26 protein-coding genes are annotated in these 26,271 nt (G+C 69.1%); 10 read left to right on the top strand and 16 right to left on the bottom strand.

The genetic code is table 11. The features are described from left to right. Positions 1-4: 4 nt before the first annotated feature. On the bottom strand, positions 5-754 hold the full coding sequence (locus BM362_RS08385; RefSeq protein ID WP_009084055.1) for a GntR family transcriptional regulator: 750 nt from the start codon (positions 752-754) through the stop codon (positions 5-7). Positions 755-909: 155 nt separating this feature from the next. Here BM362_RS08385 and BM362_RS08380 point away from each other — a divergent pair, with 155 nt between their 5' ends. Next, a complete protein-coding gene (locus BM362_RS08380) occupies positions 910-1,953 on the top strand; it encodes an SIS domain-containing protein (RefSeq protein ID WP_167545227.1) in 1,044 nt (347 codons plus the stop codon). Next, positions 1,950-2,912, top strand: a complete 963-nt coding sequence (locus tag BM362_RS08375) for an N-acetylglucosamine kinase (RefSeq protein ID WP_067579767.1) — start codon at positions 1,950-1,952, stop codon at positions 2,910-2,912. The genes BM362_RS08380 and BM362_RS08375 overlap by 4 nt, the downstream gene beginning before the upstream one ends. Positions 2,913-3,002: 90 nt before the next feature. Here the strand turns inward: BM362_RS08375 and BM362_RS08370 are convergent, their stop codons facing one another. Continuing rightward, the gene (locus tag BM362_RS08370) at positions 3,003-3,686 is read right to left on the bottom strand and encodes a DUF3159 domain-containing protein (RefSeq protein WP_067579769.1); all 684 of its coding nucleotides are present in this window, start codon (positions 3,684-3,686) and stop codon (positions 3,003-3,005) included. 276 nt (positions 3,687-3,962) lie between these two features. On the opposite strand from BM362_RS08370, the gene BM362_RS08365 reads away from it, so the two are divergent. The 6 genes from BM362_RS08365 to BM362_RS08340 all read left to right on the top strand — a co-directional run bounded on the left by BM362_RS08365 (position 3,963) and on the right by BM362_RS08340 (position 8,434). After that, a complete protein-coding gene (locus BM362_RS08365; RefSeq protein ID WP_093572622.1) occupies positions 3,963-4,787 on the top strand; it encodes an SGNH/GDSL hydrolase family protein in 825 nt (274 codons plus the stop codon). Positions 4,788-4,936: 149 nt separating this feature from the next. Further along, positions 4,937-5,638, top strand: a complete 702-nt coding sequence (locus tag BM362_RS08360) for an OmpA family protein (protein ID WP_244287082.1) — start codon at positions 4,937-4,939, stop codon at positions 5,636-5,638. Between the two features lie 6 nt (positions 5,639-5,644). Continuing rightward, positions 5,645-6,097 carry a LapA family protein gene (locus tag BM362_RS08355; protein ID WP_093572620.1) on the top strand — a complete coding sequence of 151 codons (453 nt, stop codon included), beginning with the start codon at positions 5,645-5,647 and terminating at the stop codon, positions 6,095-6,097. Positions 6,098-6,168: 71 nt separating this feature from the next. After that, the gene (locus BM362_RS08350) at positions 6,169-6,645 is read left to right on the top strand and encodes a DUF6932 family protein (protein WP_037807980.1); all 477 of its coding nucleotides are present in this window, start codon (positions 6,169-6,171) and stop codon (positions 6,643-6,645) included. After that, the gene (locus BM362_RS08345; protein ID WP_067580198.1) at positions 6,642-7,526 is read left to right on the top strand and encodes a hypothetical protein; all 885 of its coding nucleotides are present in this window, start codon (positions 6,642-6,644) and stop codon (positions 7,524-7,526) included. The genes BM362_RS08350 and BM362_RS08345 overlap by 4 nt, the downstream gene beginning before the upstream one ends. A 236-nt stretch (positions 7,527-7,762) precedes the next feature. Beyond that, positions 7,763-8,434, top strand: coding sequence for a hypothetical protein (locus BM362_RS08340; protein ID WP_093572619.1), 672 nt, complete (start codon positions 7,763-7,765; stop codon positions 8,432-8,434). A 417-nt stretch (positions 8,435-8,851) separates the two neighbouring features. Here the strand turns inward: BM362_RS08340 and BM362_RS08335 are convergent, their stop codons facing one another. From BM362_RS08335 to BM362_RS08300, 8 genes are all read right to left on the bottom strand, one after another. Then, positions 8,852-11,605 (bottom strand): AfsR/SARP family transcriptional regulator, encoded by a 2,754-nt coding sequence (locus tag BM362_RS08335; RefSeq protein ID WP_093572788.1) that lies wholly within the window; start codon positions 11,603-11,605, stop codon positions 8,852-8,854. Between the two features lie 361 nt (positions 11,606-11,966). Beyond that, positions 11,967-12,869, bottom strand: coding sequence for an ectoine hydroxylase (gene thpD / locus BM362_RS08330; protein WP_093572618.1), 903 nt, complete (start codon positions 12,867-12,869; stop codon positions 11,967-11,969). A 63-nt stretch (positions 12,870-12,932) separates the two neighbouring features. Beyond that, positions 12,933-13,325 carry an ectoine synthase gene (locus BM362_RS08325; RefSeq protein WP_093572617.1) on the bottom strand — a complete coding sequence of 131 codons (393 nt, stop codon included), beginning with the start codon at positions 13,323-13,325 and terminating at the stop codon, positions 12,933-12,935. Positions 13,326-13,355: 30 nt separating this feature from the next. Further along, positions 13,356-14,606, bottom strand: a complete 1,251-nt coding sequence (gene ectB, locus BM362_RS08320) for a diaminobutyrate--2-oxoglutarate transaminase (RefSeq protein ID WP_093572616.1) — start codon at positions 14,604-14,606, stop codon at positions 13,356-13,358. A gap of 41 nt (positions 14,607-14,647) precedes the next feature. After that, positions 14,648-15,142 (bottom strand): diaminobutyrate acetyltransferase, encoded by a 495-nt coding sequence (gene ectA / locus BM362_RS08315; RefSeq protein WP_167545226.1) that lies wholly within the window; start codon positions 15,140-15,142, stop codon positions 14,648-14,650. Positions 15,143-15,384: 242 nt separating this feature from the next. Then, positions 15,385-18,402, bottom strand: coding sequence for a patatin-like protein (locus BM362_RS08310; protein WP_093572615.1), 3,018 nt, complete (start codon positions 18,400-18,402; stop codon positions 15,385-15,387). Positions 18,403-18,449: 47 nt separating this feature from the next. Beyond that, a complete protein-coding gene (locus BM362_RS08305) occupies positions 18,450-19,694 on the bottom strand; it encodes a DUF445 domain-containing protein (RefSeq protein WP_067576683.1) in 1,245 nt (414 codons plus the stop codon). 4 nt (positions 19,695-19,698) lie between these two features. Then, positions 19,699-20,490, bottom strand: a complete 792-nt coding sequence (locus BM362_RS08300) for an Abi-alpha family protein (RefSeq protein WP_093572614.1) — start codon at positions 20,488-20,490, stop codon at positions 19,699-19,701. A gap of 91 nt (positions 20,491-20,581) precedes the next feature. On the opposite strand from BM362_RS08300, the gene BM362_RS08295 reads away from it, so the two are divergent. Then, the gene (locus BM362_RS08295) at positions 20,582-21,358 is read left to right on the top strand and encodes a maleylpyruvate isomerase mycothiol-dependent enzyme family protein (protein ID WP_167545225.1); all 777 of its coding nucleotides are present in this window, start codon (positions 20,582-20,584) and stop codon (positions 21,356-21,358) included. A 14-nt stretch (positions 21,359-21,372) separates the two neighbouring features. Here the strand turns inward: BM362_RS08295 and BM362_RS08290 are convergent, their stop codons facing one another. Genes BM362_RS08290 through BM362_RS50220 form a run of 3 tightly spaced genes read right to left on the bottom strand, consistent with a single transcriptional unit; the run spans position 21,373 to position 23,357 of the window. After that, the gene (locus tag BM362_RS08290; RefSeq protein WP_093572612.1) at positions 21,373-21,789 is read right to left on the bottom strand and encodes a LapA family protein; all 417 of its coding nucleotides are present in this window, start codon (positions 21,787-21,789) and stop codon (positions 21,373-21,375) included. 37 nt (positions 21,790-21,826) lie between these two features. Continuing rightward, the gene (locus BM362_RS08285; protein ID WP_067576687.1) at positions 21,827-22,957 is read right to left on the bottom strand and encodes a dipeptidase; all 1,131 of its coding nucleotides are present in this window, start codon (positions 22,955-22,957) and stop codon (positions 21,827-21,829) included. 49 nt (positions 22,958-23,006) lie between these two features. Continuing rightward, on the bottom strand, positions 23,007-23,357 hold the full coding sequence (locus BM362_RS50220; RefSeq protein WP_342029787.1) for an alpha/beta hydrolase: 351 nt from the start codon (positions 23,355-23,357) through the stop codon (positions 23,007-23,009). A 261-nt stretch (positions 23,358-23,618) separates the two neighbouring features. On the opposite strand from BM362_RS50220, the gene BM362_RS08275 reads away from it, so the two are divergent. Further along, entirely contained in the window at positions 23,619-24,071 is a 453-nt protein-coding gene (locus BM362_RS08275) for a MarR family winged helix-turn-helix transcriptional regulator (RefSeq protein ID WP_093572611.1), read from the top strand. 22 nt (positions 24,072-24,093) lie between these two features. Here BM362_RS08275 and BM362_RS08270 read toward each other — a convergent pair whose 3' ends face one another. The 3 genes from BM362_RS08270 to BM362_RS08260 all read right to left on the bottom strand — a co-directional run bounded on the left by BM362_RS08270 (position 24,094) and on the right by BM362_RS08260 (position 26,269). Beyond that, positions 24,094-24,597: an RNA polymerase sigma factor gene (locus tag BM362_RS08270; protein ID WP_067576689.1), complete on the bottom strand. Its 504-nt coding sequence runs from the start codon at positions 24,595-24,597 to the stop codon at positions 24,094-24,096. 185 nt (positions 24,598-24,782) lie between these two features. Next, positions 24,783-25,277, bottom strand: a complete 495-nt coding sequence (locus tag BM362_RS08265; protein WP_093572610.1) for a winged helix-turn-helix transcriptional regulator — start codon at positions 25,275-25,277, stop codon at positions 24,783-24,785. A gap of 137 nt (positions 25,278-25,414) precedes the next feature. Continuing rightward, complete coding sequence (locus tag BM362_RS08260) at positions 25,415-26,269, bottom strand: amidohydrolase family protein (protein ID WP_067576694.1); 855 nt, start codon at positions 26,267-26,269, stop codon at positions 25,415-25,417. Positions 26,270-26,271 lie beyond the last annotated feature (2 nt).

Genomic DNA, 26,271 nt, shown 5'->3' with positions numbered 1-26,271 from the left:
GCGGTCAGGGCAGCAGCGTGGTGACGAACTTGTACCGGTCGCCGCGGTAGACCGCGCGGGCGAACTCGACCGGCTTGCCGTCGGTGGCGAACGAATGCCGGGTCAGCATCATCACCGGCATGCCGACGTCGGCGCCGAGGATCTCCGCTTCCTGCGGACCGGCCAGCGACGTCTCGATCGTCTCCTCCGCGCGCTCCAGCTCGACGCCGTAATGCTCGCGCAGCACCGCGTACAGCGAACCGCCCGCGGTGATGTGCTTGCGCAGCCCGCGGAAGCGGCCGAGCGGCAGGTGCGTGGTCTCGAGCGCCATCGGCTGGCCGTCGGCGAGCCGGAGCCGGCGCAGCCGGAGGATCTTCGCGCCGTTGCGCAGCTGCAGCAGCTTGGTCATCTCGCCCTCGACCGGAAGCTCTTCGAGTTCCAGCAACTGGGACGACGGCTTCAGGCCCTGCTTGCGCATGTCCTCGGTATAGGAGGACAGCTGCAACCGCTGTGCGAGCTTCGGCTCGGCGGCGAAGGTGCCCTTGCCCTGGACGCGGTGCAGCCTGCCCTCGGCAGTGAGATCCGCCAGCGCCTGGCGCACGGTGGTGCGCGAAACGGTGAATTCTCCCGCCAGCGCCCGCTCGGTCGGGATCGGCGATCCCGGCGGCAGTGCGTCAAGCAGGTCCAGCAGATGCTGCTTCAGCGCCCAGTACTTGGGTTCGCGCTGCCCTCGCGCAGCAGTCCCCGCCTCGCTCGCGGGGGGTGTCTCCAGCATGCCCGGCTCCCTCAGTCTTCCCACATTAAACGCGCCACTGCCCCGTGAGGAAACGTACCCTTCTCCCGACCCGCTCCGCCCGGCTAGCATTGGTCTAGACCTGACCGGACGCCGCTCAGCACACCGGGACACCCGTCCCGGCGGAGAGGAAAGTGATGACCCAACTACGTCCCGGCGAGCACATGGCCGCGGAAATCTCGGCGCAGCCCAGCGTTCTCGCCGGACTGGTCGAGCGGCGGTCCGGCATCGCAGCAGTCGCGGAAAAGATCTCACAGAACCCGCCGCGGTTCGCCCTGCTCGCCGCTCGCGGTTCGAGCGACCACGGCGCGCTGTACGCGAAATACCTGATCGAGGTACTCCTCGGCCTGCCGGCCGGGCTCGTGTCGCCGTCCACCGCGACGCTCTACGGCGCCCGCCCGGACCTGCGCGACGTGCTCTTCATCACCGTCAGCCAGAGCGGCGGATCGCCCGACTTGATCGAGGCCACCGAGGCCGCCCGCCGTCAGGGCGCGCTGACCGTGTCGGTCACCAACACCCCGGACTCGCCGCTGCGCGCGGCTTCGGAGCTGGGCGTGGACATCGGCGCCGGGGTCGAGAAGGCGGTCGCGGCGACCAAGACGTACTCGGCCACGCTGATGGCGCTGTACCTCTTCATCGACGCGATCCGCGGCGGCAAGGGAGAGGACGCCGCGAAGATCGGCGAACTGGCCCAGCAGACGCTCGACGGTTCCGTCGAGGGCGTGCGGCGTGCGGTTGACCGTTATCGCTTTGTCGACCGCGTACTCACCACCGGCCGCGGCTACTCCTACGCCAGCGCGCTCGAAGCGTCGCTGAAGCTGGCCGAGACGAGCTACCTCGCGGCCCGCGCGTACAGCGGCGCGGACCTGCTGCACGGCCCGGTCGCGGCGGTCGACGGCGAGACCGCCGTGCTCGCTGCCACCAGCCTCGGCCGCGGCGGCGAAGCCATGCGCGAGGTCCTCGAAGCGGTCGGCGAGCGCGGCGCGGACGTGCTCGCGGTCGGCTCGGCGGCGAACGACGTGCCCGCCGCGCTGCGCATCCCGGTCGCCCCGACTGTCGAGGAATTGGCTCCGGTGCTGGAAATCCTGCCGATCCAGCGGATCGCGCTCGGGCTGTCGCTCGCGCGCGGCGGCAACCCGGACAACCCGCGCGGGCTGCTGAAGGTGACCAAGACCCGGTGAGCCTCGTCGTAGGCGTGGACGCCGGCGGCACGTCGACGCGAGCGATCGCGGTCGACGCCGCCGGCGTCGTGCACGGCACCGGAGCCGCGGAAGGCGCGAACCCGAACTCGCATCCGCCCGCGTTGGCGGCGGCCCGGATCGCCGGGGCCATCGAGTCCGCAGTGGACGGACACACCGACGTGCTCGGCGTCGTGGTCGGCATGGCGGGCGAGAGCAAGCTGTCCGACCCGGCGGTCGCCGCGGAGTTCACCGCGGCGTGGGAGCGGATCGGTCTCGGTGGCCTGGTCCGGGTAACCGGCGACGCCGAAGTGGCCTACGCGTCCGCGACGGCCGAACCGGACGGCACCGTGCTCGTCGCGGGCACCGGCTCGATCGCCGGGCGTATCCGCGGCCGCCGGATGGTCGCGACCGCGGGCGGGCACGGCTGGCTGCTCGGCGACGAGGGCTCGGGCTTCTGGCTCGGCCGCGAAGCCGTGCGCGCCACGCTCGCCGCGCTCGAAGGCGACGGCCCGCTCGACGGACTGGCCGAGGCGGTCCTCGGCGAAGCGTTCGGACCGTCCGCAGTGGACCTGTCCGATCGCTTCAAGGTCAGGTGGGCGCTGGTGACTCATGCCAACGCGGAACCCCCGGTCCGGCTGGCCCGGTACGCGCCGTTGGTGAGTGCCGCCGCTGCGGCCGGAGAGCCCGGCGCGGAGGAGATCGTCGCGCGGGGTGCCCGGCATCTCGTGCGCGTGGCTCACGCCACGCGCGAACCGGGAGAAAAAACTCCGATCGTGCTCGTGGGCAGCGTACTGGCCGAAACCGGCCCGGTCGGGGCTCGCGTGCGCGCCGAATTCGCCGGTCTTAACGTTCTGACCAGCTCCGATGGGGTGCTCGGCGCGGCATGGCTCGCGGCGGTGGAAGCGTGGGGCGAGGACACCCCGCGACCATCCCGACGGGTGAATGCCACCAAAACTTGAGCGGAAGAGTCGAAACCGTCGACTCAACCCCTCCGGTCCGGGTACCGTAGGAACCGGCCCCCGGACCCTCCCCCCTCGCCGGGGGCCGCCTTAACTTCCGGGCCCGGTTTCGGACCCGCCCGCACCCGGGTCTTTCGCCAGGCGAAGGCCCGGGTGTTCTGCTGGAAGGCTCCGGTAGAGGACCCAGCCGCTCACCGCCACGGTCGCGGCCACCAGCGGCCAGGAGAGCACCGTGCGCGCCACTCCGAGTGCCACTACCTGTCCGGTCCACCACAACAGGCCGTAAACGACCACTCGCAGCAAGTACTGCAGCACCCACACGCCGCTCGCCCACGAATACGCGCGCAGCAGAGCCGGGTCGCGCCGCCAACGGGTCTTCTGCCCCAGGAGCAGTCCCACGATCACGCCGAGCAGCGGCCAGCGGACCGCGATGCTCGCCGCGAACAGCAGCGCGCTCGCCGCGTTCGAGAACAACTGCAGCAGGAAGAAGTCCTCGGCGCGGCCGGTGTGCATCGCGATCAGCGCGGCGATCACCACCGCGGCGAGGCTCACCACCACCGCGCGCGCCTTGTCGCCGCGAACCAGCCGGTACGCGCCGAGCAGCACGGCGACGCCGATCGCGACCCCCGCTCCCCAGGCGATCGACTGGCCGGAAACGAGCCAGCCGACGACGAACGCGGCGGGCGGGATGCTGGCGTCGATCGCGCCGCGCCGCCCGCCGAGGATCTGCGTGAGCGACTCCCGTGCCGGCCCTTTCGCAGTCTCGTCTGTCACATCTTCCAGCCTGCCGCAAGTCGCGGCGGAGCCCCAGGTCGGGAGACCTACCCCACATGGCGCCCGGTACGCGCGCCGTCGTGAGGTTCGTCCCGGTGAAATTGCCGTAATAGGGAGGCGGAAACCCCCGACAAAGTAAGAGACTGTGACATCCCGCTGAACCCGTCGTGTCCGGCGGGAAGGATATGGGGACGTCCGAATGTTAGTTGGGGTGTACAACTAGATCCGGGACTTCACGGGGAACAGGCGCGCACCAGCGGGAAAGGGGAACCCAGCGTGTACGGGATCAACAGCTACGTAGCCATCGGGGACAGCTTCACCGAGGGCCTCAACGACCATCGGGGCGACGGGACGTTCCGGGGCTGGGCCGACCGGCTCGCCGAGATGCTGGCGGGCGACGAGCCCGGCTTCCAGTACGCGAACCTGTCGCTGCGCGGCAAGATGCTCGACGAGATCATGGACGAGCAGCTCCCGCTCGCTCTGGAACTGAAGCCCGACCTGGTCACGCTGTGCGCGGGCGGCAACGACGTGATCGTGCCGGGGGCGGACGTCGACGCCATCGCGGAGCGCTTCGAGGCAGGGGTGGCGAAGCTGCGCGCGGCCGGGATCCCGGTGGTGATCTTCAACGGGCCGGACACCAAGACGCTGTCGGTGATGAGCGTGTTGCGCGGCAAGGTCGCGATCTACAACACCCATCTGTGGGCGATCGCGGCCCGGCACGGCGCGAAGATGGTCGACCTGTGGACGATGGAGCCGCTGCACGACCGGCGCGCCTGGAGCGACGACCGGCTGCACTTCACGCCGGACGCGCACCGCCGGATCGCGCTGCTCACCGCCGAGGTGCTCGGCGTCCCGGTCACCGAGGACTGGCGCGAGCCGTACCCGGCGAGCACCGAGCCCGCCACCTGGATCACGTCGCGGCGGTCGGACCTCGCGTGGACCAAGGTGCACCTGCTGCCGTGGATCCGCCGTCAGCTGCGCGGCGAGTCCATGGGCGACGGGCTGTCGCCGAAGCGCCCCGAACTGGCTCCGCTCGTTCCGCTCGTGCCGGACGACCCGGCGAGCATCAGCATCGACGTGCGGGGCAACGCGACCGCCTGAACGCTGGTGAGCGGCGATCCCGGTGAGAACCGGGATCGGCACGCACGAGGGTCCACCCGAACGGCGGCCGACACCAGGTCGCCATCCGGACGGCCCCGGCATAGGGTCCTGTTATGTCCGGTGCACGAGGGTGGCTTCGCTTGATCCCCGTGGCAGTGGTGGTCACGGCCCTGCTCGCGGGCCTCGTGACTTGGCTGCAGGGCAGCGGAATCCAGGACGACCTCGCCGCGCGATCACGCTCCGCGCTCGACGCGGCGGGCCTGTCCGGCGGCGAGGTGAAGTTCTCCGGACGGCAGGCGACCCTCGAAGGGTTCCCGGCCGAGGAAGCCGGCCGCGCGCTGGGCATCGTGCAGGGGGTCGACGGGGTCGAGTCCGCACAAGCCTCCGGCGGCGCCGGGCCGGCGCCGTCCGCGCCGTCGCCCGAACCGTCGACGACTCCGCCGTCCAATCCGCCGCCTTCGAGCCCGCCGCCGAGTTCGTCCGCGCCGCCGACCGACCGCGACGGAATCCAGGCCGAGCTGGACCGCAAGCTCGCGGCCGCGCCGATCACCTTCGAGCCGGACACCGCGAAGCTCACCGACCAGGGCGAGCAGGCCGCGCGCGATCTCGCACCGCTGCTGCGCGACGCCCCGGACAACTTCCGCTACCGCCTTGTCGGCCGGGTCGCCGACGGTCCGGGCGGGCGCAGCGCGGCGCTGAAGCTTTCCCGCAACCGGGCGCTGACTGTGATCCGGTTGCTGATCCGCGAGGACGTGCCGCCCGACCGCTTGCTCGCGGTGGCCAGCGCGAGCGGCGCGGGCAACGGGGGCGACAGCGACCGGCGGGTCGAGATCACAGTGGAACAGAGGTGATGGCGGATGCTCTGGCTCTTCGGGCAGATCTGGCTGTGGCTGCTCGTCTCGTTCCTGCTCGGGGCGGCAGTCATGTGGCTGTTCACACGGGCCGCCCGGCCGAAGGCCGAAGCCGAGGCCGAGCCGTACCGGCCCGCGGCGGCGCCGGCGGAGGAACCGGCCGAGGAGACCCGGCACATCCCGCAGGCGAACCCGTACGAGGACTACGAGGACTACGAGGAACCGGCGTACCCGCACTACGAGGACCAGCCGGAGCGCGTCTACAACGACTACCCGGACGTCGACCCGGACGAGCCGTACCACGGGCAGCACGCGACGCACGATTCCGCCGGGCATCCGCTGCCCGATCCCGAGCCGCGGCTGTCGGGCGAACTGAGCTGGCCCGAGGACGACCAGCGGAGTCCGCACTGGCCGCACGGCGACGAACCCGCGCCCCGGCGACCTGGACGCAGTGGCTGACACCCACCTGGTAGATTCGGCTACGCACGGTAAGCGGGCGCCGAGGGCCCCGGACGACGTCAGGAGGTCCGATGGCGCTTCCGCACTGGACGCCACAGAACCTGCTGCCGCCGGGCCGCCACCACGCCGACCTCGCCGACGTCTACGAGCGGCTGGTCTACGACGCGCCGCACCAGAACGAGCGCGAGATCCTCTTCAGCGCGCTCAACAGCTACCTCGGGGTCGCCCAGCGGGTGATCACGTCCGGGCGGGCCTGGCTCGGCGGCGCGTTCGTCACCCGCACGGCGCATCCTCCGCGCGGGCTCGACGTGGTGCTGCTGCCGGACGAATGGGGCGCGCTGAAGCGGCTTGACGACAGCGGCCGCACCGCGCTGTACGGCCTGCTGACCCTGCGCGGCATCATCGTCGGCCAGCCCGCGATGTACCTCGACCAGATCCAGCCGGTCGGCGGCATGCTCGACGGCTTCCTGTGCCGTCCCGGCGACGAGGACGTGTGGGAAGCGGTGTGGGCCGACGGCGGCAGAGGCATTCCGGAGATGGTGTGGTGAGGAACGAGTTCCGGCGGATCGCCGACGAGATCCCCGGCGGCACGTGGCTGGACGACCTCGCGCGTGCCTCGGCGATGGCGGCGAACGCGAAGTTCGAGCGCACCTGCCGCGCGCCCCTGCTGCACGTGTCGGTGATCGGCGAAACGCACATCGACGCGTACACCTTTTCCGACATCAGCCGCGCGCTGCAGGACGCGACGGCGAAAATCGGGCACATCATCCGCAATCCGTCGAACGAGGTCACCTTCGTCCAGCAGGCGGACCGGGACAAGGCCCCGCTGATCCAAAAGGGACAGGCGGGCAACGCGATCTTCTTCGGTTTCCCGGAACCGGCGGTCGACGACGCGCTGATCCACGACGGCATCGAAACGCTGTCCGAGCGAGCGGTGAAGGAACTCTGCGATTTCCTGCCCGCCAACGGTTCCGACGACGGTGCCCTCGACGCGGTGCTGCTGCAGCGCGACACGGTGCGCAACGCGGTCAGCGACGTCGTCAACGCGGTCAGCAAGCACGCTGGCATCGGGATGGCGCTCACGCCCACCGCGGGCGAGCAGGTGACCCGGAGCATGACCACCGAACAGGCGCGGGTGCTGCAGGGCAGCCTGCGCGAGTCCCGCGAAGCGGTCGGCTACGAGACGGTGACCGGGCGCCTCGACGGCGTGCGCACCCGGCGGCGGATTTTCTACCTGGAGCGGGAATCGGGTGGAACCATTCAGGGTGCGGTCGCCCCGGATCTGCTCGACCAGATCAAGGAAAACCTCGATCGCCCGGTGACCGCGCGGTTGCGCGTGGTGCGCACGACGACCATCGACGGACGGCGCGGCAGGCCGGTGCACGAACTTCTCGAAATCACTCCGGAAGTCAGTCTTTTCGATCAGTGAATGGCGCGCGGAGTGCCACGTCGCCAGACCCGACCGCCGGGTAAGCGCGCGGTCGCTCTTCGGAATCATTCTGCCTTTTTCGGGCAGTAAACGGTGCCGCTTCGCGCAATCCGGCGGGAAATGACCCCGACCGCCTGGACGCGGTAAATGGATGACATTGTCAGTAGATAACGATTATTCCAACTTCGCGGGCATCTGCGTTAGCGTCTTCGCCAACACAGGCGGAAGAGGCACGCATGACGACCGAGCAGCCGTATCCGGCCGCACCCGCACGACACAGCAGGACCGCTACTCGTCCTGGTCCGCACCGTCCGCCCCGGCAGGAGCCGCCCCGGAGACAGGCCAACTGGCCCGGCGGGCTCGCGGTCACGCTCGGACTGGCCGCAGCCGGCGTCGCCTTCCTCCCGGATTGGGGCTTCCTCGCCTGGCCGCTCGCCGGCATCGGCCTCGCCGGGGGAATTGCGGGAATCGTACTTTCCTCCCGGGGAACAATGCGCGGACTGGGCGTCGCACTCACCGGAACCACGCTTTCCGCACTGGCCGCCGTGCTCTGCGGCGCGATGCTGCTGTACCCGTCGATGTTCGGCACCGCACGGGCGGGCGAACTGCACATCCCGCCGCAGCCGGGCGAGAAGCATTCGGTCGACTTCGTGGTGACCTCGGCGAACGGCGCGACGGTCCGCTTCGGCACGCTGAACGACCAGCGCACCGCGACCACCCCGCCGAGCACCGACGACTGGCACGGACACGCCTCCTACGACGGCGGCAGGCCGGTCCTTTCGCTCACCGCGGACACCGCCAACGCGGGCGTGACCAACCAGATCAGCTGCCAGATCCTCGTCGACGGCAAGAAGGTCGCCGAAAGCAGCGGCAGTTCGATCGCGCTCTGCACTTCGAATGTCGAATAGAGCCTGGCGGCCGGCCGGCCTACCCCCATCTCGGCCGGCCAACCGCCACCGAACCGCTCCAGGCGGCTCTTCCAGGTCCGCGCGGTACTTGCCGCGGTCCCGTCGCCGGCTTCACAGCCTGCCCCTCCCCTAGGGCTCCGCCAGCGTCGCGGCCGACCCTACGCGCGCTGACCGCCCGATGGCTAAGAATCCGCTAAGCGGACGCGATTATTACCACGTCGACCTGCGAAAACACAGCTGAACGTTGTACAAGAGCCGGGCCGGGCGACTGTCCGCTCACTCCGGGCCGACGGGTTCTTGCCCGCTCGGCGTCCGTTCCGGGGGTTGCCGCCGCCACGCCAACGCAGGGCGAAATATCCGATTGATGCTCGGGTGAGCTTGTCTTCAGGTCCGGAGGCGAGAACGGGCCGCCGACCGCTACCGATCCCCCACCTCGGCCGCTTCCTTCCGCAAGTCCTCGACCTGCCGAGGGTTCATCCGCTCATACAGCGCCACCGCCCACCGGTACTGCTCCCGCGCTGGCTCCATCCGTTCCTGGCCGCGCAGGATCCGCGCCAAGGTCACCCGCAAGATGCCCTCCTGCAGGTCGAACTGCCGCGCAACAGCCAGCGTCACGGCCTCCCTCGCGTACCGTTCGGCGGCTTCCAGGTCGCCGATACCCAAATGCAGTTCCGCGAGGTTGTTCAGCGAAACCACGGCGTAGCTGTCATCGCCGAGTTCGCGGTCTATCTCCAGCGACGCCAGCTGATGTGTGATCGCCTCGGCCGGACGACCCGCGCGCTTCTCCGTCTCCGCGCAGTTGTTGAGCGCTTGGCCGCGCAGTTCGAGATCACCGGTGCGTTCGGTCTCCGCGACCGCTTCCAGCAGCCGTTCGATCGCCTCCGAATAGCGGCCGAGCAGGGTCAGCACGCTTCCGAGGTGGATTTTCGCGACGATGAGCGAGCGACCGTCGAGCTGGGCGGCCAGTCCGAGCGCGCGTTCGGCGTCGGCGATGCTGGCCTGGGAAAGCTCGAAGGTGAGCGCGATGGCGCAGCGGGAGATCAGCATCCAGCACTGCCCAAGCGGTTCGTCCGCGGCTTCGGCGGCGGCGAGGCCCAGCTCGACCAGCCGGATCCATTCCTCGTACAGCGGGCAGACGACCCGGTAGGTGTGCGCGACGCGGGCGAGCCGCCAGACATCGGCGTAGCGGCCGTCGGCGTGGGCGGCGTCGAGTACGGCCAGCAGGTTCGGCCATTCGGCGGCGAACCAGTCCTGGGCTTGGGCGAAGGTTTCCAGCGGCGGCAGCGCGTCCGGCGGCACGAGGCCGGCGAGGTCGAGCGGGTCGACGATGCGCAGCATCTTCCGCCGCGCGGTGTCCGAGGCGGCTTGGTGGTAGCGGACCGCCCGGTCGAGCACCGCCGCGCGTTCGGCTGGGTCCAGTTCGGTTTCCGCCAGCTCCCGCAGGTACAGCCGGACCAGGTCGTGCGGGGCGAAAGCGTCGCGCGAAGTCTCGGCGATCAGGTTGTGCGCGGCCAGCGTGCGGAGTTCGCGGCGGGCCTGCTCCACCGGGATCTCCGCGATGGCCGCCGTCAGGTGCGGACCGGTGTGCCGGGCGGGCACCGCGCCCAGCCGCAGCAGCGTCCGGGCCAGTCCGTCCGGCAGGCCGCGGAACGAGACGTCGAATGCGGCCCGGACGCCGTCGTCGGCTCCGGTGACGTCCAGTCCGGCCAGGCGGGTACGTTCGTTTCCCAGCTCCCCGACGAGATCCATGAGTGTCCATTGTGGACTCGCGGCGAGCCGGGCCCCGGCGATCCGCAGTGCGAGCGGCAGGTAGCCGCACAGCCGGGCCAGCGCGTGGTTGAGGTCGAAGTCCGCGGGCCCGGCCAGTTCCTCGATCACGCTCACCGCGGCTGCCGGCGCGAGCGTGCCGAGCACGCGCAGCTTCGCCGCGTGCGACACCGCCAGCGCCTCCAGCCGCGACCGGCTGGTCACCACCGTCATCGACCGTGCGCCCGGAGGCAGCAGCGGACGCACCTGTTCGGCCGAACGCGCGTCGTCGAGCAGCACTAGCATCCGCCGCCCGGCGATCAGCGAGCGGTACAGCGCGACGCGTTCGTGCACCTGCTCCGGCACCTCGTCCGCGGGCACGCCCAGCCCGAGCAGGAACTGCGACAGCAGATCGCCCGGCTCCAGCGGCGGCTGATGCGGATCGAACCCTTGCAGCGCCGCGTACAGCACCCCGTCCGGGAACAGCCGGGCCGCGCGGTGCGCCCACCAGATGACCAGCGCGCTCTTGCCGACCCCGGCGGTGCCCGACACGATCACCGTGCTGTCGCCGCGTTCCGCGAGCCCGTCGAGCCATTCCACCTCCGCCTCGCGCCCGGCCAGCGTCGGCAGCGCAGGCGGCAGCTGAGACGGCGCGACGGCCTGCTCCGGAACCGCGCTCTCGTGCGCGGCGAGGTCGTCGTTGAGCACCCGCTCGTGCAGCGAGCGCAGATCCGCGCCGGGTTCGACGCCGAGCGAGCCGAGCGTGGCCCGCGAGATGGTGCGATACAGCTTGAGCGCTTCCCCGCGCCGCCCGGCGTGGTAGAGCGCGCGCATCAGCTGTCCGGCGATGCGTTCGGCGAGCGGGTCGGCGCGGACGATCGGGCTCAGTTCCACGATCAGCTCGTCGTACCGGCCGAGGTCGAGATCCGCGTTGACCCGGGCGTAGCGGATCGCGCGCCGCAACTCGTCCAATTCGGGCGCCCGTACCGAATCGGGCACACCGGACAGGGTCGGTCCCTGCCACAGCGCGAGAGCTTCGGCGAGCAGCTTCGAGGCGCTCTCCGGCGATTCCAGCGCGGCCTGGTCCAGCAACGCCCGTGCCCGATGCGCGTCGATCCGGTCCGGCGCGAGGGAAAGCTGGTAACCCGGCGGACGGGTGCTGATCTCGGCGACCGGATCGGCCATCTCCCGCAGCAGCCTGCGCAGCTGCGACACGTTGCCTTGCACGATGGTGCGGGCGGTGGCGGGCGGATCGTGGCCCCACAGCGCGTCGATGATCTCTTCGAGCGGCACCACCTTGCCCACGCGCAGCGCGAGCAGCGCCAGCAGTCCCCGCACCCCGGGACCGCCGACGGGAACCGCGCGGCTGCCGTCGAGCAGCCGCACCGGGCCGAGCAGTTCGACCCGCGCGCCGCCATCGGCCATGCTCGCGCGCACCTCCCAGGCTCACCCCCAGCCAGACAGGTCAACTTACCGTCAGCGGCAGCCCGCAGAAACCGCTCTTTCGTGAATTTCTCCCCTGAACAGACGAGTCCGGCCCCGCACCATCAGTCCCGATCTGATGGTGCGGGGCCGGACTCAATGATCGTCGGCCGGGCCGCCAGGGGGCGCGGTCCACCCGTGCATCGCGGCCGTCCGCCCGCGGTTCGGGGGGCTCACCCCGAGCAAGAACCCGGACCGCCGCGGACAACCATGCCTCCGCAGACGAGCTGCGAGGTGGCGACAACGTAACAGGGCGCACATTCTTCGTTACGAGCGACCCGCCGGTTGGCGAAGGTAACGCTGGTCACCGCGTGATCGGCGCGGAGTTGCGGCCCGCGATGAACGACGGCCGCGGCGCGCTCGCGGCGAACGGCTCCTGCAACGCGTTCTCCACGCTGTTGAACACCAGGAAGATGTTCGAACGCGGATACGGCGTGATGTTGTTCGACGATCCGTGCATGATGTTCGAGTCGAACCACAGCGCCGAACCCGCCGAACCGGTGAACTGCTCGATGCCGCAGTCCGCGGCGAGCTTGGTGATGTCGTCGTTGGTCGGCACACCCACCCGCTGGTCCTTGAGCGAGCTCTTGTAGTTGGCGTCCGGGGTCTCGCCGACGCACTGCACGAACGTCCGCTGCGAACCCGGCATGACCATGAGCCCGCCGTTGTACGGGTAGTTGTCGGTGAGCGCGATCGAGCAGCTCACCGCACGCGGCGACGGCATGCCGTCCTCCGCGTGCCAGGTCTCGAAATCGGAATGCCAGTAGAAACCAGTGCCCTTGAAGCCCGGCATGTAGTTGATCCGGCTCTGGTGGATGTAGACCTCGGAGCCGAGGATCTGCCGCGCCCGGTCGAGCACCCGGGGATCGCGCACCAGTTCGGCGATCAGGCCGGAGATCTCGTGCACGTCGAAGATCGACCGGACCTCGCCGGTCCGCACCTCGGTGATCACGCGTTCGTCGTCGCGCAGCGTCTCGTCCGACGACAGCCGGACGACCTCCTGCCAGTACGTCTGGACCTCACCGGGCGAGAGCAGTCCGTCCACGACCGTGTAGCCCCTGGCGTCGTGGTTCGCCAGGGTCGCGGCGTCGATCGGGCCGTCAGCCTCGGTACCCCACACCGTGGGGTGCACGCGCGGAAGGTGTTCCGGCGTACCGGTGATCCGGGTCGGGTAACCATCGTTGACCCGGGTGTCCATGATCGTCACAGTGGCTCGCCTCCTGTTCTTCTGGCGTTTCTTCTTTCTTGTGGTGGTGGGAGCGGCGCAGGCTCAGGAGTCTTCGGTGACGAGCGGGTAGACCCCGTTCTCGTCGTGCACCTCGCGGCCGGTGACCGGCGGGTTGAACACGCACACGCACTTGATCTCGGTCTTCGGGCGGACCTGGTGCTTGTCGTGGTCGTTCAGCAGGTACAGCGTGCCCGGCTTGAGCTGGTGCACCTCACCGGTGGCGAGGTCTTCGATCTCGCCCTCGCCCGAGGTGATGAAGACCGCCTCGATGTGGTTTGCGTACCAGAAGTCGTTCACCGTGCCCGCGTACAGCGTCGTCTCGTGCACCGAGAAGCCGACGCCCTCCTTCGCGAGGATGATGCGCTTGCTTCGCCAGTTCTCGGTCTTGATGTCAGCGTCGGTGTCGGTGATCTCGTCGAGCGTGCGGACCAGCAAGTGACGGGCTCCTTCTTGTGCTTCGGGTGGTTACTTGAGAACGGCGGCGACGGACTCGGTGATGATCGCGAGACCCTCGCTCAGTTCTTCGTCGGTGAGGGTGAGCGGGGGCAGCAGTTTCATCACTTCGCCGTCCGGACCGGAGGTCTCCATCAACAGGCCGCGCTCGAAGGCCTCCTTGCAAACCGCGCCCGCCAGCTCGCCGCTGCCGAATTCGAGACCGCGCGCCAGGCCGCGGCCCTTCGCGACGAGATTCGCCTCCGGGTAGGTCTCCACCAGGTCCTTGAAGGTGCTCGCGATGCGCTCCCCCTTGGCCTTGGTCGACTTCTCCAGCTCGTCGTCGCTCCAGTAGACGCGCAGCGCCTCGGTCGCGGTGACGAACGCCGGGCTGATACCGCGGAAAGTGCCGTTGTGCTCGCCCGGCTCCCAGACGTCCAGCTCCGGCTTGATCAGCGTGAGCGCCATCGGGAGGCCGTAACCGCCGATCGACTTCGACAGGCACACGATGTCCGGCGAAATGCCGGCGTCCTCGAAACTGAAGAACGGGCCGGTGCGGCCGCAGCCCATCTGCACGTCGTCGAGGATGAGCAGGATGCCGTGCCGCTTGCACAGGCCGTCGAGGCCCTTGAGCCATTCCAGCCGCGCGGCGTTGATGCCGCCCTCGCCCTGCACGCCCTCCACGATCACCGCGGCGGGCTCGTTCAGGCCGCTGCCGGAGTCTTCGAGCAGCTTCTCGAAGTACATGAAGTCCGGCATCGCACCGTCGAAATACTGGTCATACGGCATCGGCGTCGCGTGCACCAGCGGGATGCCCGCGGCCCCGCGCTTCATCGAGTTGCCGGTGACCGACAACGCGCCGAGCGTCATGCCGTGGAACGCGTTGGTGAAATTGATGACCGATTCCTTCCCGGTCACCTTGCGCGCCAGCTTCAGCGCGGCCTCCACCGCGTTCGCGCCGCCGGGACCGGGGAAGACGACCTTGTAGTCCAGCTCGCGCGGCGCGAGGATCTTCCCCTTGAACGTCTCCAGGAAATCCCGCTTCGCGACGGTGTACATGTCCAGCGCGTGCGTCACGCCGTCACGCTGGATGTAGTCGACAAGCGCCTTCTTCAGATGCGGGTTGTTGTGCCCGTAGTTCAGCGCACCGGCACCGGCGAAGAAGTCGAGGTAGGCCTTGCCGTCCTCGCTGTAGAGCCTGCTGCCCTGCGCCCGGTCGAAGACGACCGGCCAACCCCGGCTGTAACTGCGGACTTCTGATTCGAGCTCTTCGAAGATGCTCATAACGATTTCTTTCGCTCCTACTCGGCGAAATTGACGGGTTGTTAGCGGCGCAACGGCCCGATGCGGTAAAGATCCTCGGGTTCGTGTGCCTCCCCCTGCGGAAAATCAGCGACTTCGAACAGCCGGCGGTGTTCCAGATCCGCGTTCCAGCGCTTCGCGAACGACTCGAACAGGCGGATCGACGCCGCGTTGTCCGGGGTGATCGTGGTTTCCAGGTACCGCACGCCCTCGCCGACCAGGCGCGCGTACAGGCCGTCCAGCAACTGCCCGGCCAGGCCTTTTCCGCGCTGCGAGGCGTCGACGGCGACCTGCCACACGAGTGCGACGTCCGGCGCGGACGGCCTTCGGTAAGCGATCACGAATCCGACCGGCTCACCGTCGACCCTGGCGACGACCGAGGTCTCCGCGAAATCCCTGCACCACAGCAGGTACGCATACGGCGAGTTGAGATCAAGCTTCTGCGAATCGCGCGCGATTCGCCAAAGAGCGGCACCATCGGCCTTGGTCGGGGATTCGATCAAGTGCTTTCCGGACATACTTTGGAAACGTAACAGAGAATTTTCGCGCCGCCAGCGATCCATGCCACGTCCACCGCCCTCACCAGGGACGACAGGGATACCCCGGTGAGGAGTGCCACAAACATGTTTGACGAGGCTAAGTTCTGGGCATGCGTGCGCCTGGGCCGCACACCTTCGGTATGCGACCTGTGACCCCAGACCATGGGCCTTCGGCGGCGCGCCCGCAAGTCCAGCGCCGAAAAACGCGCTCTACCTGGGGTTCAGCGGGGCCTGTCCGGACCGGACCGCCGCCGCTTCCTCCGTCCGAGCCCGGACAGCGGCGTCCAGATCGCGGGCAGCAGGAGCAGCGCGACGACCGCGAGCCACCACAGCGGAGCCTGCCCGCGGCGCCAACCGTCCACAACGGTGCCGAGCCAGCCGAACAGCGGCTGCGCGATGGGCGGCAGGAAAGCCGCGAACAGCAACGCGGCTATCACCAGCACGCCCAGCACGGTGAGCACCATTCGCCACGTGCGCCTCAAGGTCAGCAGGCTCACCACGAGGAACACAAGTGCGCCGCCCGCCACGGGCAGACCGAGCCATTGCAGGACGGATCCGCCTTCGCCGCTGAGCACGAACCCGGCGATCGCGGTGATCGCGGCGGCCAGCAGGTTCCAGGGACGGCCCAGCCGCGTCGCGCCTTGGGTGACCCACCACGCACTCCGGCTGCTGAACTGCGTGAACTTCGCCAGCGGCTGGAGGGTTTTCGGGACCCGGGTGGCGGTGGAGGCGGCATTGAGCCCGGCGGCTCCGGCTTTGACAATCGTTTTGGTGAGCAGCGTACTGCCGAGTTCGCCCTCGAAGCGTTCGGCGGAAACCTGGCAGGCTTGGAAAGCGCGCTGCGCCGCGTCCGGTTGTCCACCGTTTTCCGGCTGGACGGCGGTTTTCTCGACTTTTTGTTCGAGCGGCCGGGAAACCATCAACTTCCGGAAACTCTCCGACGCTTTTCCGTTGCCCTCCTTCGCATCCGCCTCGGCCTGGCTCGCGAGCACCGGCAGTTCCTCCCGCGCGATGGCCAGCTGCCGCGACTTCGCCAGCACCATCGACGTCACCGGCAGGCTGGTCGGGATCTCCTTGCCGAAGTCGACCGGCGACAGATTCGCGTCCAGGCCAAGGAAAGCCAGTTCGTCGCCCAGCTGCGCGAGCAGACCGGACAGGTCCGCGGGCATCCCGTTGTCCGCGGGCGACGGCGGCTCCCAGCCGATCTCGCGGAACGTCGTCCGCACCTGCTCCCGGAATTCCCCGGGGCCCACGATGTCGCGCAGTACCCGCAGGCGTTTCGGGTCGAGCAGGCACTGCGTCAGCCAGCCCGCGCCGTCGATCCGGCCCCACATCCAGTCGTTCGCGCGCCAGGACGCTTTGTAGAATCCGCCGAAGTTGCTCGCCTGCGTCCCGGTCAGCTTGTCCCGGCCGCGCGGCCGGGCCAGATCCAGCAGGGTGCGGCTGTCCGCGCTCATCTGCACCAGATCGACGCGCTGGTCCACCGCCGGCGCCTCGGCCAGAAGTCCGCGCGTTGCCATGTGCAGCAACAAGAACCGTGCCATCACGAAACCGTCCGCGACGTCCGCGTTGTCCAGGCCGAACCAGTCGAGCAGCGTCGTCACCGTGTCCGCGGCATCGGCGGACCATTGGTTTTCCTTGCCCGACAACGATTGCAGCACCGGAGCCGCCGACCGCAGCGCACCGGTCAGCTCCGGCCACGCCTCGCGGACCGCGTCCGACGCCCCGAGATCCGCCCATTCGGCGGCGAGCTGGCCGATCCAGTCCGGCATCGAGGCGCCCGGCCGCGGCGGTTCGTGCCGGGCCACCCACGCCGACAACCGCACGTCGCGAGCCGCGCTCCGGCGGGCGGCGTGCATTTTCGCGCGGACCTCGTTGAGCTGGGTCGCCTGGTCGAGATCCGGGCCCATCCGGAAGCCCGCGTTGATCAGCTGGATACCGGTGGCGACCGCGTCCTCCAGAGTCGAGGTGCGGTAGCGAACCATCTCGCCGACCGTGACCGACTCGCCGGGCAGCGTGTCCGGAATCCCGCGGCGCAGCCCGTCGGCGGCGATGTCTTGCAGCAGCGCCGAATTCCCGGCCGCCCAGCCACCGTCCTCATCGGACAGTTCGTAGCGGCGGGTGACCGCGCGCACCAGTTCGGCCGCGTCGAGCGCGACCCGGCGGTCGAGGTACGCCCGGTGCACCCGGTCGTCCACCAGCTGTCCGCCGCGCAGGCCGAGCGACGCGAGCGCGACCCGGGTGTCCCTGGTGCGCGTGACGGCGGAGTTGTGCCTGCTCAATTCCTCCAGTTCGACGCTGATGGTCTGGCTCATGATCGTCGAGGCGACCTTCGCCAGCGCGGTGCCGAGCATCGGCGGATCAGCCGGGTCGCAGGTCATCGGCTTGGCTTCGCCGTCGACCGTCGGAACGACATACAGCAGCAGCCGCCGCACATCCGTCGACGACGAGCGTTCGAAGATCTCCCGCAGCGCCGGCCGCAGCGGTTTGTTCACCAGCACGCCGCCGTCGGCGAGCCAATGCGAACGCACCAGCTCCGTGTAGTCGGTCATGTCCGGATGCATCCGGTCCGCCGCCTCGGGGCCGATCGGCATGCGCGACAGCTCGAACGCGCCGGGGAAGGACGCGCTCGACCTGGCGGCGAGCGCGAGCGGGCCGTGCACCTGGTTATTCCACAATGGACCGTCGAAGCGGAACAGCATGCGATGTTCGGTGTCCCGCACCCGGTTTCCGAGCGCGTCGTCGTACTGCGTGGTCTCGCCGTCGAGCATGGTGCCGGTGAGCAACACGGTCACGTCCGGCGGCTCGGTGGGCACGACGCCGGATCCGGTGATGTCGTGCATTGCCTGGACCAGCCCGCCCAGCAGCACCTTGTCACCGTTCAGCACCGAACGCGGCCGCGTCTCGCCGGGGTCGCGGATCAGATTCTCCAGCGACCCGGCGGAGAACCAGGTGTCGCGCAATATCGCCGGCGTCGACCGGTATGCCTCGGCCAGCCCGAGACACGCGGCGTTGATGCCGCCCGCGCTCGTTCCGGTGAGCACATCCAGGCGCACCGAAGCGTGCAAAAGGTCGAGCAGTTTCCGATAGCCGTTACTTGCGTCCGGCGTGCGCGAAGCATGCAGCAACGCCGACGTCTCGGTAGCGACTCCCCCCATCCACACTGCCAGGCTGGATCCCCCCACCATGGCCATCGCGATCCGGATTTCCTGCGGCCACGGCACCGCCGTCTCACCCATGAGGGTCAGTCTCCCGGCCCAGGCCGCTCCTCCACAAGGGGGCGGCGTCAGGAGGCGAGGTGCTCCAGCACCAGTACCTGCGCCTCGCCGACCGCGAACCCGAGCACCGCGCCGGTCGCGATGAGAATCCATTCGTCCTGCTGGAAAGCCGGGCGCAACAGCTGCTCGAACTCCTCGGGCGACAATTCCTTCATCTTGCCGACCAGGACGTTCCGGATGTCCATCGCGTCGGTGGCGTAATCCTCGATGTAGCTCATCGTCTCCGGCAGCCGGGTCATGATCTGCTCGGCGATGGCCAGCTTCATGTCCTGGTAGCGGCGGCTGCCGATGGCGAAGACCAGCAACGGTTTCGCCACGTTCGCCGCGCGGCCCAGCTCGCGGTCGAGCTGCCGCTGGATGAGCGCCAGCACCCGATCGGAAAGCGGTCCCTGCAGCACCGCCTCGATGACGTTGTGCGGCGTGATGATTTCCTTCGCGATCAACTCGCCGTAGGCCTCGGCGACTTCCCCGCGCCGCTTGAGGAACAGGCCCTGCCAGGTGACGCCGAAGTATTTCTTCGGCTCCAGCGGGTAGAAAATCATCCGCAGCGCGAGCCAGTCGGTGAACCAGCCGGTGAACAGACCGAACAACGGCATGATCGGCGGGAACTTGAACAGCACCCAGGCGACCATCTGGATGACGCCGATCAGGCCGCCGAACACGAGCCCGGAGCGCGCGATGAACTTGAACTCCTCCGCGCCCGCTTCCTGGAAGATCCGGTTGAGCAGCCGTTTGTCCTTGACGAGGCTGGTCACCACCATGCCCTTGAGGTCGAACACACTGTCCACATCGGACTGGATGAGTTCGAGCACGGCCTTGACCATGTGCGGCGATTCGGCCTGCACGCGCTGGATCACCAGCCGCTGCACGCCGACCGGCAGCGATTCCCACAGACCCGGCTGATAGTGCCCGGCCACCTCGCGCACGATGTCCTCGACCGCCGCGAGCAGCGGTTTCTCGATTTCCTTGGCGATCCGGGCGGCGTCGAGCCGGGCGACGACCTCGGCCGGTTTGATCAGCTGCTCGGTCATCGTGTCACAGGCGATGCTCGCCATCCGCGCGGCCCGTTTGGGCACGATGCCCTGCCAGCCAAGGAACGGTTTGACGCCGATGAACTCGACCGGCTGGAACATCATCCGGATCGCGACCAGCTTCGTGCCGTACCCGATCAGCGCGGCGACGATCGGGATGGAGACATAGAGCGGCCAGTACCGGACGAAGTCGTCGAGAATCTTCGAGACGAACTCGCCCATCGGCTCAGCCGAGGCTCGGGTCGCAGGCCTGCCAGAACTGCGCGCCCAGCCGCGAGACATGGATCGTGCGGCGGACGATCTTGATCCGTTTGGCCCGCTTCTCGACCTCGCGGACCGTCTCGTCGGTCAGCAGGATCTCGTACTGCGTCTCGAGCGAGGGCACCTCCTCGTCCAGTTCGACCAGGCCGAGGCCGATCAGCCGGGTCACGTAGCCGGGCACCTGGTCCGGCAGCGACACCCCGGCCGCTTTGCCGACCGTCGAGGCGTTGCGCAGCAAGATCCGGCCGGTGCCGCCCATGGCGCTGCGCTCGGCGACGTCGATCGCGGGGAACGGGGAGCCGTCCGACAGCGCGGAGAGGATGCGCGCCTCGTCAGGCGTGAGCTGGCGGAGAATGATCGCGTACAGGTACTCGCGGGCGCGCTCGCGGCCGAAGCCGATGGAGTGGTTGAGCAGTTCGGCCATCGCCGCGCGCAGCGGTTCGACGTGGTCGCGGGCGGGCACCAGCGTCACGGTCGTTTCGACGGCGCGGCTGCCGGCGTCGGCGCGGTTCATCGCGGACGCCGCGGTCAGCGCCGCGTGATAAGGATCGTCGACCTCGTCGAGGCGGCGGCGCAGTTCGCTCAGCAGCCCGCGTTCGACCTGCTTGAGGCCGCGTTCAGCGGTGTCCACCCCGGGGAGTTTGCGGGTCAGGTCGAAGCCGGTGCGCGCCGCCCATCCGGCGAGCTGGCCTGCCCGGCGGGCCAGGTTGGCCACGTCCTCGGCGGTGCCCCGGCCGTTCGGTCGCTGGTAGTCCACAGGCTGCTCCCCTCACTGTTCGCGCTGATGCTACCTGCGAGTAGGCCGGACGGCCCTGTGATGCCGAGCCGGTGGGTGTTGGATAGCGCGCATGACCGCGCCGTGGGGACCGCCGATCGACGTGCTGCCGCTGCTCGTGCGCGAAGAACAGGCGCTGATCGGAGTTCTCTCCGACCTCCGGACGCCCGAGTGGGCCCGGCCCGCGCTCGGCGAGTGGACGGTGCACGACCTGGCCGCGCACGTCCTCGGCCTCAAGCTCAGGCGGCTCTCCCGGGACCGGGACGGCCACTTCGCCGACGGGACGTCTTGGGTCTCCGCCTGCCGGCAGCTGTCGCCGGAGGTGCTGTTCGCGATGCTCGTGGACAGCACGACGCAGCTCACCGAACTGTGGAAACACCGAGACCTGGACGAACCGGCCGCGGCACCGCTGTGGCTGACGGTCGCTCGCGACTACGCCGAGCAGTGGGTGCTTCAGCAGCAGATCCGGGAGGCCGCGGCGGCTCCGCTGCTCGACGACCCGGAGTTCCGGACGCCGGTAGTGGACACGTTTCTGCGTTCGCTGCCGCAGGCATTGCGGGCGGTGACCGCGCGGGCCGGACGTCAGGTGACGTGTTCGGTGGAGGGGGCCGGGCGGTGGACTCTCCGCGCTACCGCGGTGGGCTGGACGATCGACCGCGGTGCGGCGAGGTCACGGTCTCCGCTCGCGTCTCTGGCGACCGACGCGGACGCGTTCTGGCGGTGGTGCAGCGGGACGTTGCCCGCAGCGGAAGCGAGCGCGCGAGTGCAGGTCAGCGGGGACCCGGCGGTGTGCGAGATCCTGCGGGGGCGGGGAGGTCGTGGGTGTTTATCCCGGTTCTCGCCGCGATGAACACTCAGGACCGCTCACCTACGACGCCGCGCCTGCTTCCTGAGCTGCAAGATCCGCGCCCCGCCGATCAACGCGACCAGCGCCGCACCCGCGATCGCGGCGAACAGCATCGCCACCGCGAGCGGCATGCTGCCGGACGCGCCGAGGAAGTGGACGGTCGCCGTGTCCAGGTTCTGCAGGATGAACACCAGCAGGAAGGCCAGCACGACGATCGCCACGATCACGGCGATCCAGGTGCCGCTGATCCGGGTGGACTTGACCTTGCCCCGGCGGCCCGCGGGTTTCGCGGCGGGCGGCCGCGGTCCGGGTTCGGCTCCCGGTGCGGTGCCCGGGGCGGCGTGGTCGAGTGCGCCGGGCACCTCAGTGCCCGGCGCCTCGGGAACTTCCGATTTCGCGGCCTCGTCGGGACCGTCGTTTCGCGCGTGGGACATACCGCGATTGTCCGCCCACTCGCCGTGCCGCGCTAATTCAGCGCTTGGCGTCGACCTCGCGCAACACCCGCAGCGTGTTGCGGCCGGCGAGTTTCGCGCAGTCCTCGTCGCTCCAGCCGCGTTCCATCAGCGCGGCGATGAGCGCCGGGTACTTCGACACGTCTTCGAGGCCTTCCGGCAGGGTGCCGACGCCGTCGTAGTCGCCGCCGAGCCCGAGGTGGTCGATCCCGGCGACCTCGCGCGCGTGCTCGATGTGCGCGACGACGTCCTCGATCGTCGCCTTCGGCTTGGGCGGCGCGTCCCAGGTCTCGGCGAACCGGCCGCGCTGGCCGAGGTCGAGGAACTCCTGCCCGGCGGCGGTCATCGCGTCCCGGAGCCGGTTGTCCCACTCGGTGACCGCGGCGGAGATGAAGGCGGGCACGAAGGTGATCATCGCGACGCCGCCGTTGCCGGGCAGCTGGGCGAGCACGTCGTCGGGGATGTTGCGCGGATGGTCGTTGACCGCGCGGCACGACGAGTGGCTGAAGATCACCGGCGCGCTCGACACCTCGATCGCGGCGCGCATGGTGCTCGGCGCGACGTGGGAAAGGTCGACCAGCATGCCGATCCGGTTCATCTCGCGCACGACCTCGCGACCGAACTCGGTGAGCCCGTCGTGCTCGGGCTTGTCGGTTCCGGAGTCCGCCCAGGTGGTGTTGAAGTTGTGCGTCAGCGTCATGTAGCGAACGCCGAGCCGGCGCAGAATCCGCAGCACGCCGAGGGATTCGGCGATGCTGTGCCCGCCCTCGGCCCCGAGCAGCGACGCGATCCGCCCGTCCGCGAACGCCGCCTCCGCCTCCTCGGCCGTAGTCACCAGCCGCAGCCGCTCGGGGTAGCGCTCGGCCAGCTGGTAAACCACCTCGATCTGCTCCAGCACCGCGGTGACCGCGCTGTCGCCCGTGAACTCGCACGGGACGTACACCGACCAGAACTGCAGGCCCAGCTTGCCTTCGGCGAGTTTGGGGAAGTCGGTGTGCAGCGTCGGCTGGGCCACCGTGAGATCCACGCCCGCCACCGCCTCGACCGGGTTCGGGCCGGCTTTGTCGCGGAGCGCCCATGGCAGGTCGTTGTGTCCGTCGGCGAGGATCGTGGAGGCGAGCAGGTCTTGCGCGCGGGTCAGCTCGGTCATGCCCCGACCCTAGCGAGCCAGGCCCTTGCCGCGCTTGCTCCTTCGCCGGTCACCGCTGATGCCCTCCCGGCCAGCGGTGCGTCGCCACGTCGGCATGCCGTTCGCGGAACTGGCGGACGAGTTCGTCGGCGGCGGGCAGCGGATCCTGTTCGCCACGGGAAAGGAATATGCGAGTTCCGGTGAGATCGAGGCGCGGCAATTCCGGCAATGGGGACATCGACGAGAACAGCATCGCTTCCCTGAGCGCGTCCGGCCGGGTGAGCGCTACCGCTGCCGTGCTGTTCGCTCCATTCGAAAATCCTACCGCCACCGCCCTGCTGAACCCGTACTTTTCCCGGGCCTCGTTGAGGAAATCCGCCAGTTCGCCCGCCCTCGCCCGGACGTCCTCATGATCGAACACTCCTCCGCCGACCGCCGAAACCACCGCGCCGCCCCGTTTCCGAAATCGGCCCCGTCGGCGCGAGCGTCGCCGATTCCGGGCTCAGTTCGCTCGCCACACTGAGCAAATCGTCTGGCCACCGCCGGTTCCGTGGAGGAGAATAAGCACCGGGTCGCCCTCGGCGGACCGGTGCGTCATCGTCACTCCTCTTTGGACACCTCATCCTTCGTTGTCCAGCGTAAATTCTCGCGCGCAAGATGTATTCCGGGTAGACTCCGGCAGATGACCCCGGATCCGCAGACGGACGACGACGAGATCGTGACGTGGTGGGGCCTCGTGATCGAGGGCTATCTGGCCACGCAGAACGCGCTGATGGGAGAAATCGCCGCCCGGTTCGACCTGGCTCCCGCGTCGTTCGACATCCTGCTGCGCCTGGTGCGTTCGCCCGAACACCGCATGCCGATGACCCGCCTGGCGACCGAAGCCGCCCTGTCGAGCGGAGGCTTCACCAAGGTGGCGGACCGCTTGGCCGCCGCGGATCTGATCTGCCGGATCCCGAGCCCGGAAGACCGCCGGGTGACGTTCGCCGCCCTGACCGAGCACGGGTTGGAGGTAGCGCTCAAAGCGAGAGCCGCCTGCGCGGAAATCCTGCGGCGGATCGTGCTCGCCCCGCTGGGCCCGGACGCCGAGGGATTGGCGGAGGCGATGCGGACGCTTCGGTCGGTGAACGGGTGATCGCGGGTTGGCCACCCCGGGTTCATGGATAACTGAAGCCCTCGGCCTCCAGCCGACGGCGCAGGACCGCCAAGCAGCGGTACCGGATCCGGCTCACGCTCGACGGCGAGATGCCCAGTTCGGCGGCCAGCTGGTCGTGCCGGAGCTCCGGGCAGTGCGCCAGCAGGAGCATCATCCGCCGGTGCCGCTCCGGGAACTTCTCCACCGCGCGCCATAACGCGGTCGCCAGCTCGCCGGCCAAGGTCTCCGCCTCGGGCGACTCCGCCGATGCGGGCATATCCAGGCGCGAGTCAACCACCGACTTCACCCGCGCCCGATTTTCGGCCGCCCGGAGCGCATGCCGCCACGCGACCGTCGTCAGCCAACCGGCCAGGCCGTTCGCATCCCGCAAGTTCGGCTGGCGGCTGAGCAATTCCAGCCAGGCCATTTGACAAGCATCGTCCACGTCGGCACGAAAACCCGGGTTCGCGCCGACGATCCGATTCATTCTCGTCGACAAACGGCGCACTTCATCCTCATTCCGCATTCCCGGCTCCCTTTCTCGCACGGGAAGGCTGACGGGCCGGGCAGCTCGGCGGATCCGTTTCAGCAGGGCGAACGCCGGATTGAGTGATCAACTTCGGCTGAATGTATCCAGCCCCGGGCGGGCGTCTCGGGCGCGCAGCGGGCCGACAGATCGATCCGAGGCAACGAGGCACATCGCCCGCCGCATCAGCCCCGAGCGACAGCCTCCGCGTAAGCCGCCGCCAAGCGCTCCATCGCCGTCGGCCCGCCCCCGCCCGGCCGGGGGATCCCGAGATGCCGCTCCCGAAGCTCCGCCATGAATTCTTCCCACAGCGGCGGGCCGCCGGCCTCCAGCAGTTCCGCTCGGACGCGCAGTTCCGGCGTCGTCGGCCGATGCCGCAAGCCCCAGCTTCCCAGCGCCACCAAGACCGGCACCAGCTGAATCGCCGCTTCGGTCAAACTGTAAGTCGCGCGCTGCCCGCGACCGGCCGAATCGCGCGTGAGCAATCCGGCTTCGGTCAGCGTGCGCAGCCGGTCGGCGAGGATATTCGACGCGATTCCTTCCTCCGACTGCGACTGCAATTGCCGGAAATGCCGCCGGTCGCCGAACATCACGTCGCGCAGGACCAGCAGGCTCCAGCGGTCGCCGACGACCTCGATCGCGGCGTTGATCGGGCACCCCGAGCGCGGATCGTCCGGCATCGCATACCTCCTCCGACCGCTTGCACTTTACCATCGCCTCCGGCTAGTGCTTGCAAAAGACAAGCAGAAAGTTTCCGTCGACAGCTGCGGTACCGGTCCGGACCACACGCTAGACCGGCCGCTCGACGCGAAGAAACTCAGCGCAGGCCGGGCATCAGCCGTAACGCGTTGCCGGAAAGAACACCGTCCAGGACGTCCGCGGGCAAACCCAAATCGGCCACCGCACGGACATTCACCGCGGTTCCCGGCACCCCGGGCCAGTCGGTACCGAAGATCCATTTCCGCGCCAACCGCACGAGATCGAATCGCGCGTAATACTCCGGCAGTTTCTTCGGCGGCAGCCCGGCGAGGTCGAGCCACACGTTCGGCCTCGCCTGGGCCATGAACGCCGCCACGTCGTACCACCAGCCACGGCCGCCGTGCGCGAAGACGAAGTTCACCGACGGGAAGTCTTCGACCACATCGGACAGCAGCGAAGGATCCCCATAGCTGGCACGGGATCCCGGGAAAACCGACAGTCCCGAGTGGAGGATCACCGGAACTCCGCGTTCGGCACACAAGGCGTAGACCGGGTACAGCTCCTTGTCCGCCGGGGAAAACGCGCCGTGCACCGGGTGGATCTTCAACGCCACCGCGCCCAGCGCGAGCTGGCGTTCCACCTCCTCGGCCAGCGGATGGTGCAGATGCGGGTTCACGTTGGCCACCAGCCGGAACCGCTCGGGGTTATGAGCGACCAGCGGAAGATTGTCTTCGATCGCCTGGATACCGGTGGCCCGCGGACTGTATTCGCAAAACAGCAGCACCCGGTCGACGCCCTCCCGTGCCATGAGGTCGTCCATCGCCGCGGGGAGCACCGCACCGTCCGCGTCATACACTGTGCGCCACGGATACTCGCCGGCGAAGTCGCGCGCCCAGTCCAGCCACGCGGGCTTGAGCGTGGGCAGTCGCGGGGTGTGCACGTGGGCGTCCACCACGAAATGCTCGTCGATCATGC

The organism is Amycolatopsis rubida (assembly GCF_900115345.1).
Taxonomy (GTDB): domain Bacteria; phylum Actinomycetota; class Actinomycetes; order Mycobacteriales; family Pseudonocardiaceae; genus Amycolatopsis; species Amycolatopsis rubida.
This window is presented reverse-complemented; position numbering and strand designations above follow the sequence as displayed.